Consider the following 14,246-nt stretch of genomic DNA (forward strand, 5'->3'; position numbering starts at 1 on the left):
GTCCCGTCACCTTATCGGTGGCGGGCTTTTTCTTTTTTTAATCCTGTATTTTCCCAACCACTTTAGAGGGACTGAAATGCAACGTTATCCTATGACTCCCGAAGGCAAGGTTGCCTTAGAGAAAGAATTACAACAGCTCAAGACAGTTGATCGCCCACGTATTATCCAAGCGATTGCTGAAGCACGTGAGCACGGTGATTTAAAGGAAAATGCTGAATATCATGCTGCTCGTGAACAGCAAGGTTTCTGCGAAGGCCGTATTCAGGATATCGAAGGTAAACTCGGTGCAGTTCAAGAAATTGATGTCAGAACACTCGAGCAAAATGGTCGTGTTGTATTTGGTGTGACTGTTACCATTGAAAACCTGGATACCGAAGAACGTAAGACTTATAAAATTGTAGGCGATGACGAAGCAGATTTTAAAATCAATAAAATCTCAGTAAACTCCCCGATTGCTCGTGGTCTTTTAGGTAAAAACGAAGGCGACGAAGTAAAAATTCAAACACCGCAAGGTGAGGTTGAATATGAAATTGTAAGTGTGGAATATATTTAACACGCTCGATTAAGTCTCCAAAGAACTCTTCATTTATTGAAGAGTTCTTTAGTTTTGGACGTGTTATTTTCAAAAAAAATGACCATGCTCTATGCATTTATTGGTTTTTTATTTCCTCATCATCTTCAACGCCTGTTTACATGAGTAAGGAAATTTTTCCCTCATAAAAAGAACCGTATTCACTTTAGTCGTTATAATAGCGACGCTTTCCTCTCGTAGTTATTGTTAAGATATGGATCAATTAATCAACTCTCCTGTGAAACACTGGTGTGAGTTCGAGTTTATTTCTAAGACGGTGAAAAACCCCAACATCCATATCAAGGGCAATTATTCTTATTATTCTGCGTATTGGGATCAGGGCTTTGAACGTTGTGTGGTGCGCTATCTACATGATAAGTCGTCCACACCTGAGAAACCGATTGATCAACTTTATATTGGTAATTTTGTCTGCTTCGGCGCGGAATGCGTGATTATGATGGGTGGCAATCAACTGCACCGCCCTGACTGGATTTCGACCTTCCCTTTTGATACACGCAGCTTTCTGCCTGCAGGTGACACCGTGATTGCAGATGGTTGCTGGATTGGTAGTCGTGCCATGATCATGCAAGGAGTGAAACTGGGTGAAGGTGCTGTAGTGGCAACAGGTGCTGTAGTTACTCAGGATGTTCCACCCTATGCCATTGTTGGCGGTGTTCCAGCCAAAGTCATTAAGTATCGCTTTTCTGAACAAGACATTGAAAAATTACTTTCTCAAAAGCTTTATGATCTGGATGAAAAACAGATTTTGAAAATGCGTGAACAATTGCAGACGGATGATGTAGAAGCCCTTATCCAATATTTCGAGCAAAGTTAATCTAACTTTTTATAGATAAATCATAATGATAGTCCCCTTTTATTTTTATGGAAATTTCATCTATTCTTAAACACATCCAAGCTTAACCATACTGCTATAAATAATAACTATCCCTATAAAAATGCTAGGTTTTATTCTCATCGCAATAGGTCTAGAATAGAATCATAGCTCATATATTAAGCAAATTTTATTGACTCAATTCAATGCAAAATCATAAATATAAGGAGTAACAACATGGCTTATCAAAAAATCTTAGTGGCGATCGATGACTCCGAAATTGCTGCGAATGTCATTCGTGAAGCAGCTCAACTGGCGAAGGCCTTAGACAGTGAAGTGACTGTGGTTGAGGTCATGGCACTTGATCCTTATCTGGCAGATGCTTATATCCGTATGGGTCAAAGCAATGATTTGATTGAACGTGTTCGAGGTTATGTTCAGGATAATTTAACGAAAGCCGAGCAAAAATTTGAAGAGCATGGCCTGACGGTAGCCACACAAATCTTAGAAGGCTTTGCCGTGCATCAGGAAATTATTGGCGCAGCGCAAAACCTAGGTGCTGACCTGATCGTGATGGGCTCACATGGTCGTACAGGCTTTAAACAGTTTGTCTTGGGTAGCGTGGCACAAAAGGTTTTGGCTGAAAGCCATATTCCAGTATTGATTGTTCGCTAGAAGGTAAATACTGCCGGATTGATAAAAAAACATGGTAAAGGTTTACCATGTTTTTTTATTTTGAATTATTGAGTTTTTAATTCAATAGGTTTGGCTTTTTCTAAAACATCGTTCGAAATTTCACTGGTCGATACAATTGTTAATGATTGACCCTTAGCCTGAAGTTTCTCTTTATTCAGATCATTTAAAACAACATTAGTATCTTTGGTATTTAGGCTATACATCGCACCTGTCGCCGGATCGATAATGAGTAACCCTAAAATACCACCGAATAGAATATTACCGACATACCAGCCGTTTACACTTGAACTTACGGTAATTTCTTTCTTTTCATAGCCTTCTTTTTCAAAAATAACCGTATATCTTTCAGGAACAAAGAAGCCGGCACCACGGTTTAAACTGACCGTAACAGGTGCTTTACCCACATGAATTTTTTTCCCATCACGATTTAAAATTGTAATATCACTTAACTCAGGTGTGCTTTGAAATGTCATGGTTTGGGTTTTACCCGAAATGATGCTGGCACAACCAGATAAACTGAGAACAACAGCCCCGCAAAATAGAGAAATCTTTTTCATTTAAATACCAAAAACACTAGTGTAATTTTATGTATCGAAGTGTAAATAAACTGTAAAATAATTTCAACATATTCATTCTAGTTTAGTCTGAGATTATTTAAGGCTGCCAGCCAAAGGTTTTTAAACTGACCTTGCCATTTAATAAATAGATTCCCTCTTGTTCTAATAACATCTGTTGAACATTTTCACCACGCTGATTGATACGAATTACACTGATTTTTCCTTGAGAATTAATAACACGATACCAGGGAATTTCACTGTCTTTATCTAAATGCTTGAGCACATAACCGACTAAACGCGCATGTTTAGGCAAACCCGCCAGCTTGGCAATTTGTCCATAACTTGCCACTTTGCCATATGGAATCAGGGCAATTACTTCCAAGATTTGTCGATGTAGTTCATTGGTATCTTGCACAATACAACCTATAAAAATCTGCTAAGATGATAAAAATCATGCGAAAACGTTAGACACAATAATTAAAATGCTACGACTTGAGAGAACAACAATGCGGTTAAAATTCACAGCACTGACAGTATGCTGTCTGGTCTTTAGTGCATCCTGTACCACACAAAAATCACCTGTAAAAATCACACCTTATAAATATCACGCAGGTGCTTCAGATGACTTGCCTGTAGTCAATGTCAGTTTTATTTTTACCACCAATCGTCCTGAAGCCCAAGCCTTTGATAGCAAAAAGCAAATGTATAAAGAGCTGGGCATCCTGAACCAGTATTTTGTCGATGAAAATAATCAAAAAATCTTTAAGTTCAAATTCCATCGCTACTATTCTTATCAAGACTTTAGTAAACGAAAATGTGATCTGGCCAATCAACTCAATCAGCCCAGAGCCTTGATTGCCGATAATATTCCTGGTGCAGTAAAAACCTGCTTTCCTCGTCGCAAAAGCAAGGAAGTGCTGTTTTTTATTTATGATTCCTACGGCGATAAACTCAAATATGCCGATGTGACCAGTTGGGGCTTTAGAAACCAGGGTCAGCCTTTTATTTTAATTGACTGGGAACGCCTAAATTACCAGATTCAGGCCGCCAGTGTACACGAGATGGGCCATGCTTTTGGCTTAAGCCATGTCTGTGCGCCGAAAGCCACCAAAGCCACACCAACCAATATTATGACCAGTTACGACTGTAAACTCGGTAGCGGTGGCTTACGTAATCTCGGCTTCACCCAAGAACAGCTCAGCATCATGCTCGAGAATTACAAGCGTTATCCTTAAAATTTCAGCTGGATATAATGGCCCAAATGATCTTGTCCCAATGTGTAATCTGCCGAATTGAGTTGACCGGTTAAAAAAGCCTGTGCTTGCTTGAATTGTGCTCCATTTACAGGATAAGGCTGCCAAAAGCTGTGTAAATTATCCGTGAAGATTGGATAAAGCTGTACGCTTTGCGCCTTTAAATTGATTCGAACCACCAGTCCGTACGGCAAAGCCTGATATTTTTCAAACTCGCCATTGCTATTAAATACGCCATTGCCAATTCCGAATATGACCGGTTTATGCTGAATATATTGAATAGGCTGGATGGCATGCGCCCCATGACCAATCACCAGATCAGCACCGATCCGGGTTAACACCTGTGCAAGCTGTTCCTGTTCAGGATGCGTACTTTTAAAATCCACACCCCAATGACAGATCACGATGATCTTATGCTGTGGATATTGCTGTCGATACTGCATGATTTGTTCAAATAGAATGGCATTGATACTCGCCACACCTGCACTCTGCCCCAATGCATAAAAGTCATGCGCTTGATAAGCCGTCTGCCGATGCCAATAGCCATTAAAAATGGCAACTGTTTGCTGTTCACCCTGAATTTGCAGGCACTGATGCGCGTGCTGTTGATTAGCCCCTGCCCCGATAAAATTAATCTCAGCTTGATTTAGCAACGCCAAAGTATGTACAAGGCTTGGAGTACCATAGTCTTTTAAATGATTATTGGCGAGACATAGCGTATTCAAATGCACGCGCTTAAACTCGGCCAGAGTCGGTTCAGGCTGTGCTCCCAGAATAAAGGCTTTTTTATCATTAAGCGGCGAATCTTGATCAAGGTTGAATACGGCTTCAAAATTGGCAATATTGATCTCATCTTCATGGAAAAACGGTTTGATCCTCTCAAAAGAATGCGCATAGCCATAACGTTGTAGCGCATCGTCTATACCCTTGTTTTTTCTTTTATGGGTATAAAACTCACCGAAATAGGTATCGCCAATGATATTGATCCATTCCCGTTTGGCCTGAATCTGTTTGGCAGGCAATAAAGCGGGTTCAAAATAGTGATAATACGGCAGCAGATGATCAATCCGATGCAAATCATCTAGAAGATGAAAAATGCCTAGACTCTGATTTTCATGGCGATATGAAAAGTAATAATGTTGCTGCTGATCTGAGAGAATCAGGACAGCATCGAGCTGGTGACAGCTCAATACAGCGCTAAATGGTGCAATCTGCTGCCCTGCAAGCTTGAATGTTTTGACAAATACGGTATGTAATAAGGATACAGGCATGTTAAAGATGGCTTGGGCAAGACCTGATAAATTTTGCAGGGTATTCTGTACATCACGGTCTGGATCAGGCAGTTGCAATCCAAACTGCCGGGCAGTCTGCGCTATCTGGATTTGAGCCTGCTGCCAATCACCCAACAAAGCACAACCAAGTGCCTGCTTGTGCTCAAGCCTTTGGGTAAAACTCCAATATTGTAATAGTGCCAAAACAGAAGCCCCCTGTTTCAGCAACTGTCCCTGTTGATGCTGCTGTTCAAACGGCTGCTCGATTACTATATTCTGCTCAAGTTGCACCTGACCTGCAACAATAGCTTGCAAAGCCAGATAAACTAAAATCCAGTCACTACAGTCGCCTGCGATTTTAGTCTGCCAGAGCGGATGCTGATAATTTTCATTGCCAATTCGACTGATGATCTTGATTTCTTGAGGAGAGCGCATGGGTTTTATCCTCAATGTTTCAGTTTTCAAAATGCTGAACATAGGCCACATAACCGGAAAGATTATGTTCCTGATCATCAATACGGACACGGAAGCGGTCATGCCGGACATAAAAGGCATTCAGACACTTTTCAGGACAGGCCATATACATGGCCACTTCGGGATAGAAAAATCCGGTGCGCTGAAAATCGCTACGAAACTCGATCAGCTTTTTTAAATCCTCAAACTGTGCCTGTGCAAACAACTCATGCAAACCCAAATCCCGAATCCGGCACAGCATTTGATAAGCCGCCATCATCATTTCCAGCAAAGTGGCATAGGCCGTTTTACGATTGCGGATAAACACCAGATGCCTGCGATAATTGTTGATCCCAAATTGAAAATATTTTTCCTCTGGACAAATTTTGGTGAGCTCATTGCTACAGTAACTCAGCCAGTGGTCATGATAACGATCATATTTTTGTTCGATAAAGCGTTCAAACATGCGCTTGACCGTGCCTAGCAGCTTTTCATCAGCCTGTAGCTGATAAAGTCGTAACAAAGCCAAGGCCGCTTCACCGTCATAATAAATAATGCGAAACTTTTCTTTCACGCTGTAGTCTGGGTAATGCAGGACATGTACGGTTTCGCCTGCATCATTGACCATCGACAAAATACCATTGGCCAAGGCTTGGGCAAACTTCAGATAATGATTATCCCCTGTCATTTCCTGATATTTACTCAACATCAGAATTGCAGCGGCATTGGCACCCAGCTTGATTTCATTCAGTTGGCTGAGATCCGCGCCATCTAACATATAAGCCAGACCACTTTGCTTTTCGATATAAAAATGTTTTAAGGCATATTCAATGGCTGTCTGGATTTTTGCGATTCTGTGCTGGTGTGGGAAAAGCGCCAATGTCTCAATCAAGGCATAGGTCGAAGTACAATGCCGCACTGTGTTATAGCTACGAATGTCACGGTCATAGGCTGGAAAAAAACCATAGATAAAGCGTCCATCCGCCTGAATCTGCTGTTCAAGAAACTGGGTGTTAGCTTCAATCATGTGCATGAAATGCTGTTTTTTGTCATCTGTTAAGTAACGTACTCCATGTTCAGTGAATTGACTACGGAGAGGTAGCAACTGTCCAGATTCATAAAATACAGCATGACTATCGAAGCTCCAGACCTGCTGGATTTGATTGAGCTGGACTGGATGCGCTTGATGCGGATATTTCTTTGAAATACTGGCATTCAGATTATCTTGATCAAAAAAATTGGGCGTGTCATAGCTCAAGCCACGAATGATGGCCTTGCCATACAATTCCTGTTCCAAAAAACAGGTCCGGAAGTGCTGATCAAAACTGATGCCTTTACGATAGTGATTATTATGCAACTGGCATTTTAAATTTTGTTCGATTTGCTGCCAGTGCTTTGGCTGGATGTTATAGGCCAGATCAAATTTTAACAATTCTGCCAGATGTCCCTGCTGGTTGAATTGTGTATCCAGAAAAGTAAACAACGCCTGTTGCGCAGATTGTAACTCAGTCAATGCAGTATTCCAGACCTGGCAACGTTGGGTTCTTTCGCCATAAGACAAGAAAATAACCGTATGGGTTAAACCCAGATGTTGCTGAATCTTTTCAAAGTAAGCACTGAGTTGATGTTTGAGTTGTTCAAGTGCTGAAATCGTCGTAATCGTCATGTCTTCAGTTGTTAGAATTTTTAAGCGTTTTAAACAAGATAGCACAATTTTTTATGATCTTCTCAAAATGAAAAAAGAGAACCCGAAGGTTCTCTTTTTATAGCAAGGATTGAGGATTAGTAAATGATCTGGTTGTTATTTAACAGCGTATTCAGATCTGTTGTCACCCCTTCAAGTACTAACAATGGTGTATACGTACTGCTACCAAGGATACCAGGATCACCATTACGATCGATTTCAATCGTTGTATTACCACCACTTGTGGTTACACGGAGGTACTCGCCAATATTCAGTGCATTTTGATCACCATCCAACAGATGCTGGATATCGATCTTGTCTGCCTGATCATTGTAGTTCGCTGCACCAGTATTGGTGTTGCCAACAACAAAGTCTGTCCAGTGATCAACACCATTACCGCCTGTATTTGCACCATTACCCGCTGATGCCGCACTACCATTCAGGATTTGGAAGATTAAGGTATCTGATCCAGTACCTGTGGTGAAGGTATCATTGGCAGTTGTACTGGTATAAAGCAGGTTGTAATCCGTATGGGTCAAATCAATATTTAAGGTAGAAGTTGACTCGACACCTGTTGCAGAAATGATCTTGTAGTCAATGCTATCCGCCGATGTTAAATGTGTAGTCACATTGACATCATTTGGACGGTATTCATAGGTACCATTGGCCTGCATGATCAGGATACCGTTACCGGTATTGATACTTTGTCCAATCGCATCGACATAAGATCCAGCGACGCTATCCCACACCTGAAGTTTATAACCTTCATGTGTTGGAAGACCTGTATCCGCAACCCCACCAATATCATCTCCGAGTAACACGTTACCGTTGATCCATTCAGAGCTGTATTGATTCAGATGAATTGTGGTTGTGGTGACACTTGTATCCAAGGTAGTTGCGCCTAGAGATACGCCTTGTAAAGTGTATTGAACACGATACAGACCCGCTGCCAGATAATCGACATTGTCCTGGAAGGCCACACTGCCCGCCTGAATTGTTGCCAGACTACCCAAGGCAGTTTGTGAACCAGTGTAGATAGTATTGGTCCAGGTCACTCCACCATCGGTACTGCGTTGAATCACGTAACTGACTGTTGGCAACAAACTCGCAAGTGGTTGAGCCGTATAAACTGCCGCCAGATCAATATTGGCCACTGTTCCGGCCGCTACCGTAAAGCTATTTGAAGTCACCGAAGTTGAACCAATGAGATTGACCGTAATATTCGGACTATCGACATCAACAGCTGCATCTCTGCTATTCGAGAAGTCTGTTGTTGTCACTGCATTGTCTGCATTGGCTGTGAATTGAACCACACCATCATTGCCAGGGTTGACTGTATCCCAAACCACAGTTGCATCAGGTGAACCGACCTGGATATGCAATTGCGCCGTATCCGTCGCACCAGTCAGCACATCACGGATGGTATAGGTAAAGGTATCGACTTTACCCACCGCACTCAAATCAGTGGTGTTCGGTGTATAGGTATACTCGCCGTTGGCAGAGATCACCAAGGTACCATAAGCCCCAACGATGGTTGTGTTGGTTCCGATGGTTTCAGTTGGCGCCCCAGCAACTTCTGAAGTGACTGTTGAAACCTGTGTAGTCAAGGTAATTGAATCACCTGTTAACACATTGCCTTCAGCCTCAATCGCAGTATTGGTTGGTGCAACGGTATAGTCGAAGTCATCTTTCACTACACTCATGGTACCCAAGATACCGACGCCCACACCGGTGTAGACCATGAAGGCGCGGTATTCGCCCTGACCTAGATCAGGTACTGTTACACCAATACCACCACTACCTAACAGACCGATATTAAGCAATCCAGTGCTTGAACCACCATCAATGTTATGCCAAGTACCATCTGCTGCTTTTTCTTGCAGAACCACCTTGTAGTCATTGAATAAAGACAGTGAAACTGTTGGTGCGTAAGAGAAGGTCACGTCCGCACCATGTCCAGCTGCAATATTAAATTTCACACTTGGTGTACCCAGCAATGAAAGGTTGAGGTTCTCAGACACACCCACCAGTAACAGATAACTTGCCGAACCGACGGCAACACCCAACTGACCTTGTGGAACAACATCAATACCCGCAGACACTACATCATCAATCGCATCTACAGGTGTAGCCACGATATCTGCCGGTTGCGACGGATCTGTCGGGTTCCAGGTCATATCGACCGCATCGCTATCAATATGGAAGTACAAGGTCGCTTGCGATGAATTCACCCCATCCGTCAAGGTATAGGTAAATTGATCGACTTGGCCCACACCACTGGCATTGGCAGTTGGTTGATAGCTGTAATTACCATTGGCGTAAATCGACAATGTACCGTAGTCACCGATAATGGTTGTAACACCTGTTGGATTCACGGTATGAGCCACACCATTGAATTCAACGCTGGTGATGCTACTGAAACCAGATGCAGTATCTGCATGTCCATTGAGACCAATGTCATGGATCACATTACCTTCTGCAGCTTCTACGCTGTAACCGGTGATGTTGGTTGCATCAAATACATCTTTCTGAACAGAAAGCGTACCGAGCAAGCTGACACCGATACCGCTACCCGCATAGGTCATGAAGGCTCTGTACTGACCTGCACCTAGACCATCTAATGTCACTGTATTACCACCAAAGGCTGCAAGGCTCAGTAAATCAGCTTCGCCTGTGCCATTTACCGCTACCCATTGATTGGTCGCAGTATCAAATTTCTGAACCACAAGCACATAGTCGGCAAGTAGATTTGCACTGATCAATGCACTGTAGTTAAAGGTCACATCATTGAGAGTGTGATCAGTCAGGGTGAAGGCCACACCCGCAGAACCAAGCTGGAAGTCAAAGTTATTGGTTAATGAGACCAACGCAAGATAACCGTGACTACCGACCGCAACATCATTGCCAATTTGCAGATATTCCGGATTAATCTCGGCAACTGCAAGGTCATCAACTGCAATCACTGGCGTACTGTTGCCAATGGTGAAGTCCAGACTTGCACTTGAGGTATTGCCACCCAAAGGATCTGACAAGGTATAAGTGAAGTGATCCACCAGACCTAGATTTGCATTGGTATTATTCGGTGTATAGATATAATCGCCATTTGCAAATATTTGCAGTGTTCCGTATTGACCGACAATGGTTGCCCCATTGGTGAGATCAACTGTGGTTGTTACCCCGTTGAAGGTTACAGAACCAACCACGGTATAGCCTGTGACTGAGTCGGCATTGGTACCCACACCTAGACCGGTAATCACGTTGCCTTCTACTGCAACACCAGTGTAATCCACTTGTGTTGGATCAAAGACATCCATGCTACCTGTCAATGTGCCGAGGATACTCTTACCATATAGACCGTTATAGGTCATGAAGGCACGGTATTGTCCTTCTTCCAGACCTTCAAGCACCACTCCCGGAGTTGCATTTAAGCCGATACCTAACACGCTGAGGTTAAGTAAAGATGCTTCGCTGCTACCGGTAATTGATTCCCAACGGTTTGTGACCGTATTGAATTTCTGTACAACAAGCTGGTAATCGCCCAATGCGCCTTCATTAATCAGACTGCTGTATTTGAAGGTCGCTGTACCTTGCTCACCCGCAGCCACATTGAAGTTCACTGTGCTGTTCACGAATGGTAAAGGTGCTTGGAGGTTGATACCTGCCAACGATAGCAATGCAAGGTAAGTTGCGCTGCCTAGTGCACGGTCATCTTCAATAAGATGCGGTTGCGCACTAATTCCAGCATTCACGGCATCGTCTGCTGCAATAATGGTTACGGTTGCAGGTTCTGATGGATCCGCTGGGTTCCAGTTCATATCGACAACTTTACTGTCGAGGTGAACGTAGAAGGTCGCTTGTGAAGTGGTACCTGATGCCGGATCGCGTAAGGTATAGGTAAATTCATCGACCTGTCCTAAACCAGCACTGTCAGGATTTGGTGTATAGGTATAGTCACCATTTGGATAGATCACCAAGGTACCGTGAACTCCTGGCACCGTAGTTGGAGAGCCAGTGATGGCAACACCGTTAATTTCACTGATGACACTGTTTGGTGTAGCAATGTCGATTGCACCATTGGTATTTGGATCAGAGATCAGGTTACCGTGTGCTGCAACCACATCGTAGCCAGTGATCACCGCAGGGTTGTAGAGATCAACCTCACCGTTCAGGGTAACACCGACTGCACCACCGACCAGACCATTGAAGGACAAGAACGCTCGATATTCGCCTTCGGTCAAGCCCGCAATTTGCGCGGTTGGTGTGTTACCTAATAAGGTCAGATTCAATAATGAACGGTCACCTGTACCATTCACCGCTTCCCATTGACCGGTCACTTCATTGTATTTTTGCAATACAACATTGTAGTTACCGAGTGCCGATGCGCCAATTAGACTATTGAAGCTAAAGGTTGCAACACCTTCTTGTCCAGCAGCGACATTGAAATCAACAGTATCCACAGTCAGCAATTGCAGGTCGACCAGATTTCCGACATTCAACAAGATACCATAGAATGCTGAATCTGTTTCTGTGCCCACCAATTGGTATTGTGGATTGATTTCCACTTCCACCAAGTTGTCCGCAGCACGGATTGAATCAAACACAATATTCAGATTGGCATTTGTGGTCGCGCCTGTGACCGGATCGGTTAAGGTATAGGTGAATTGATCTGTTTGACCTACACCCGAGCTATTCGCGAACGGAACATAGGTATAACTACCATCTTGATGGAAGGTAATCGTTCCATATTGACCATCGAAGCTTTCACCATCGGCATCAATCGCATGACCATTCACAGAAGATACGATGGTTGTCGATGTAATTTGATCGACTTGTCCATTTGGATCTGGATCAAGGATCACGTTACCTTCAGCATTACCGACTTCGTATCCGCCAGGGATCGATAGGTCATAATCATCCATGGTTGCAGACAAGGTACCCAAGACACCTACACCTAATAAGCCATCGTAAGTCAGGAAGCCACGGTATTGACCCGCTTCTAAACCTTCAAGTACGACACCCGGAACATTACCGATGCCAAGACCCAGTAAGTGCAAGCTAAGCAATGAAGCATCGCTATCGCCGTGGATAGATTCCCACTGATTGGTTGTGGTATTAAATTTTTGTACTACTAATTTATAGTCTGATAACAATGCAGCATCAATTAAGCCACTGTATTGGAAGGTCACTGTACCCTCATGCCCAGTCTGTACATTAAAGCCGATTGAGTTACCACCAAGTTGAAGATCAATACCTGCCAATGAAGTTAACAATAGATATGACGTACTACCCAAGCTCACATCATCTTGTACCAATGCCGGTTGCGGGCTAAGCACTGCATGTCCAATGTTGTCATAAGCAATTAAGGTGCCGGTGTTCACCGTATAAGTGACATCACCAGTGACATTACCGACGTTACCTGCTGCATCTGTCGCCTTCACAGTGACATTAATCACTTTATCAGCATCTGCAACCAGCTCTGCACCGGCTACGGAGATACTCCATACACCGCCCGCTTGAACTGTGGTGTTAATATCCACACCATTTACATTGACGATGACTGCATCACCAACTGTAAACTCTCCAGTGACCATACCGCTAATGGTCTGGTTCAATCCTGCTTCAATTGAGTCAACAATATTGTCACCTGTAATCGGATCAATCGTGACTGTCGTTGTCGCACTATCTGGTGGAGTAATATCCACGGTATAGACTTGAGTATCGATGATGTTGCTACTGTTACCTACCGCATCGGTGAAGGTGGCTGTAGCCGCAATGGTCTTGTCTATATCCGCCAACAGGTCACTACCTGCCACATCGGCTGTCCATGTACCCGCTGCTGCATCTACAGTTGCAGTATAGGTCACGCCATTGATGACTAAAGTCACTACTGTGGTTGCTGCATCTGCCGGGATACCAGTTAAGATCCCTGTGATGGTCACTGTACCAGCTGATTCTGCTGCGTTAAGAACGTTGTCTGCTGTGACAGCATCAATATTCAGTGTCGCACCAGTGGTATCTGGTGGAGTGAGATCCACAGTTTCTGTGCCTGGTACAGACGGGTTACCTGCAGGGTCAGTGGCAATCGCAGTGATGGTATCACCATCCACCAGACCGCCCGGGTTTGGTACAGTCCATTCGCCTGTTACTGGATCAGTCACCACATCAACGGTGCTGCCATCCGGGAAGGTCACAGTCACGGTTGAACCTGGTTCTGCCGTACCGGTGATTGGATCGGTGCCATTGACCGGATCAATCTCTGGGGCATTCGGTGCAGTCACATCCACGTTATAGACTTGGGTGTCAGTCACGCTGCTGCTGTTACCTGCTGCATCGGTGAAGGTCGCTGTGGCATCAATGGTTTTATCGCCATCGGCCAACAGGTCACTACCTGCCACATCCGCTGTCCAGTTACCTGTTGCTGCATCTACAGTTGCAGTGTAAGTCACACCATTAATGACCAGTGTCACCACTGTGCTTGCTGCATCTGCAGGGATACCAGTTAAGGTACCTGTCACTGTAATGGTTGTGGTTGATTCAGCTGCATTCAACACGTTGTCCGCAGTCACTGCATCAATCGCAAGGGTTGCACCCGCTGGATTTGGTGGAGTGATGTCTACAGTCTCTGTACCTGGTACAGACGGGTTACCTGCAGGGTCGGTTGCAATCGCAGTGATGGTATCACCATCCACCAGACCGCCCGGGTTTGGTACAGTCCATTCGCCTGTCACTGGATCAGTCACCACATCAACGGTGCTGCCATCCGGGAAGGTCACAGTCACGGTTGAACCTGGTTCTGCCGTACCGGTGATTGGATCGGTACCATTGACCAGATCAATCTCTGGGGCATTCGGTGCAGTGACATCCACGTTATAGACTTGGGTGTCAGTCACGCTGCTGCTGTTACCTGCTGCATCGGTGAAGGTCGCTGT

The 14,246-nt window shown here is 44.1% G+C and carries 9 protein-coding genes; 4 read left to right on the plus strand and 5 right to left on the minus strand.

Annotation, left to right across the window (positions count from 1 at the left end):
- The first annotated feature begins 76 nt into the window (after positions 1-76).
- The 3 genes from greA to J699_RS04290 all read left to right on the plus strand — a co-directional run bounded on the left by greA (position 77) and on the right by J699_RS04290 (position 2,078).
- Positions 77-553 (plus strand): transcription elongation factor GreA, encoded by a 477-nt coding sequence (greA, locus tag J699_RS04300; protein ID WP_005231898.1) that lies wholly within the window; start codon positions 77-79, stop codon positions 551-553.
- Positions 554-785: 232 nt separating this feature from the next.
- Positions 786-1,406 (plus strand): CatB-related O-acetyltransferase, encoded by a 621-nt coding sequence (locus J699_RS04295; protein ID WP_032870254.1) that lies wholly within the window; start codon positions 786-788, stop codon positions 1,404-1,406.
- A 234-nt stretch (positions 1,407-1,640) separates the two neighbouring features.
- The gene (locus J699_RS04290) at positions 1,641-2,078 is read left to right on the plus strand and encodes a universal stress protein (protein ID WP_005231901.1); all 438 of its coding nucleotides are present in this window, start codon (positions 1,641-1,643) and stop codon (positions 2,076-2,078) included.
- 65 nt (positions 2,079-2,143) lie between these two features.
- On the opposite strand, the gene J699_RS04285 is transcribed toward J699_RS04290, so the two are convergent.
- Positions 2,144-2,656: a hypothetical protein gene (locus tag J699_RS04285; protein WP_032870249.1), complete on the minus strand. Its 513-nt coding sequence runs from the start codon at positions 2,654-2,656 to the stop codon at positions 2,144-2,146.
- Positions 2,657-2,753: 97 nt separating this feature from the next.
- Entirely contained in the window at positions 2,754-3,074 is a 321-nt protein-coding gene (locus J699_RS04280) for an MGMT family protein (protein WP_079281823.1), read from the minus strand.
- An 88-nt stretch (positions 3,075-3,162) separates the two neighbouring features.
- Between J699_RS04280 and J699_RS04275 the strand changes: the two genes are divergently transcribed.
- A complete protein-coding gene (locus tag J699_RS04275; RefSeq protein ID WP_032870245.1) occupies positions 3,163-3,891 on the plus strand; it encodes a metalloprotease in 729 nt (242 codons plus the stop codon).
- Here J699_RS04275 and J699_RS04270 read toward each other — a convergent pair.
- The 3 genes from J699_RS04270 to J699_RS0218840 all read right to left on the minus strand — a co-directional run.
- Positions 3,888-5,615, minus strand: a complete 1,728-nt coding sequence (locus J699_RS04270; RefSeq protein ID WP_032870242.1) for a CapA family protein — start codon at positions 5,613-5,615, stop codon at positions 3,888-3,890. The two genes, J699_RS04275 and J699_RS04270, sit on opposite strands and share 4 nt — an antisense overlap.
- A gap of 19 nt (positions 5,616-5,634) precedes the next feature.
- Positions 5,635-7,299, minus strand: a complete 1,665-nt coding sequence (locus tag J699_RS04265) for a poly alpha-glucosyltransferase (RefSeq protein WP_032870240.1) — start codon at positions 7,297-7,299, stop codon at positions 5,635-5,637.
- A 116-nt stretch (positions 7,300-7,415) separates the two neighbouring features.
- The coding region (locus J699_RS0218840) for a BapA/Bap/LapF family large adhesin (RefSeq protein ID WP_228133445.1) at positions 7,416-14,246 on the minus strand (6,831 nt) is incomplete at its 5' end.

The sequence above is a fragment of the Acinetobacter sp. 1000160 genome, assembly GCF_000588715.1.
Classification (GTDB): Bacteria; Pseudomonadota; Gammaproteobacteria; order Pseudomonadales; family Moraxellaceae; genus Acinetobacter; species Acinetobacter courvalinii.

Excerpts from the sequence above, each read along its gene's own strand:
- greA (WP_005231898.1), top strand. The coding sequence starts at position 77 with ATGCAACGTTATCCTATGACTCCCGAAGGCAAGGTTGCCTTAGAGAAA.
- J699_RS04295 (WP_032870254.1), top strand. The coding sequence starts at position 786 with ATGGATCAATTAATCAACTCTCCTGTGAAACACTGGTGTGAGTTCGAG.
- J699_RS04290 (WP_005231901.1), top strand. The coding sequence starts at position 1,641 with ATGGCTTATCAAAAAATCTTAGTGGCGATCGATGACTCCGAAATTGCT.
- J699_RS04285 (WP_032870249.1), bottom strand. The coding sequence starts at position 2,656 with ATGAAAAAGATTTCTCTATTTTGCGGGGCTGTTGTTCTCAGTTTATCT.
- J699_RS04275 (WP_032870245.1), top strand. The coding sequence starts at position 3,163 with ATGCGGTTAAAATTCACAGCACTGACAGTATGCTGTCTGGTCTTTAGT.
- J699_RS04270 (WP_032870242.1), bottom strand. The coding sequence starts at position 5,615 with ATGCGCTCTCCTCAAGAAATCAAGATCATCAGTCGAATTGGCAATGAA.
- J699_RS04265 (WP_032870240.1), bottom strand. The coding sequence starts at position 7,299 with ATGACGATTACGACGATTTCAGCACTTGAACAACTCAAACATCAACTC.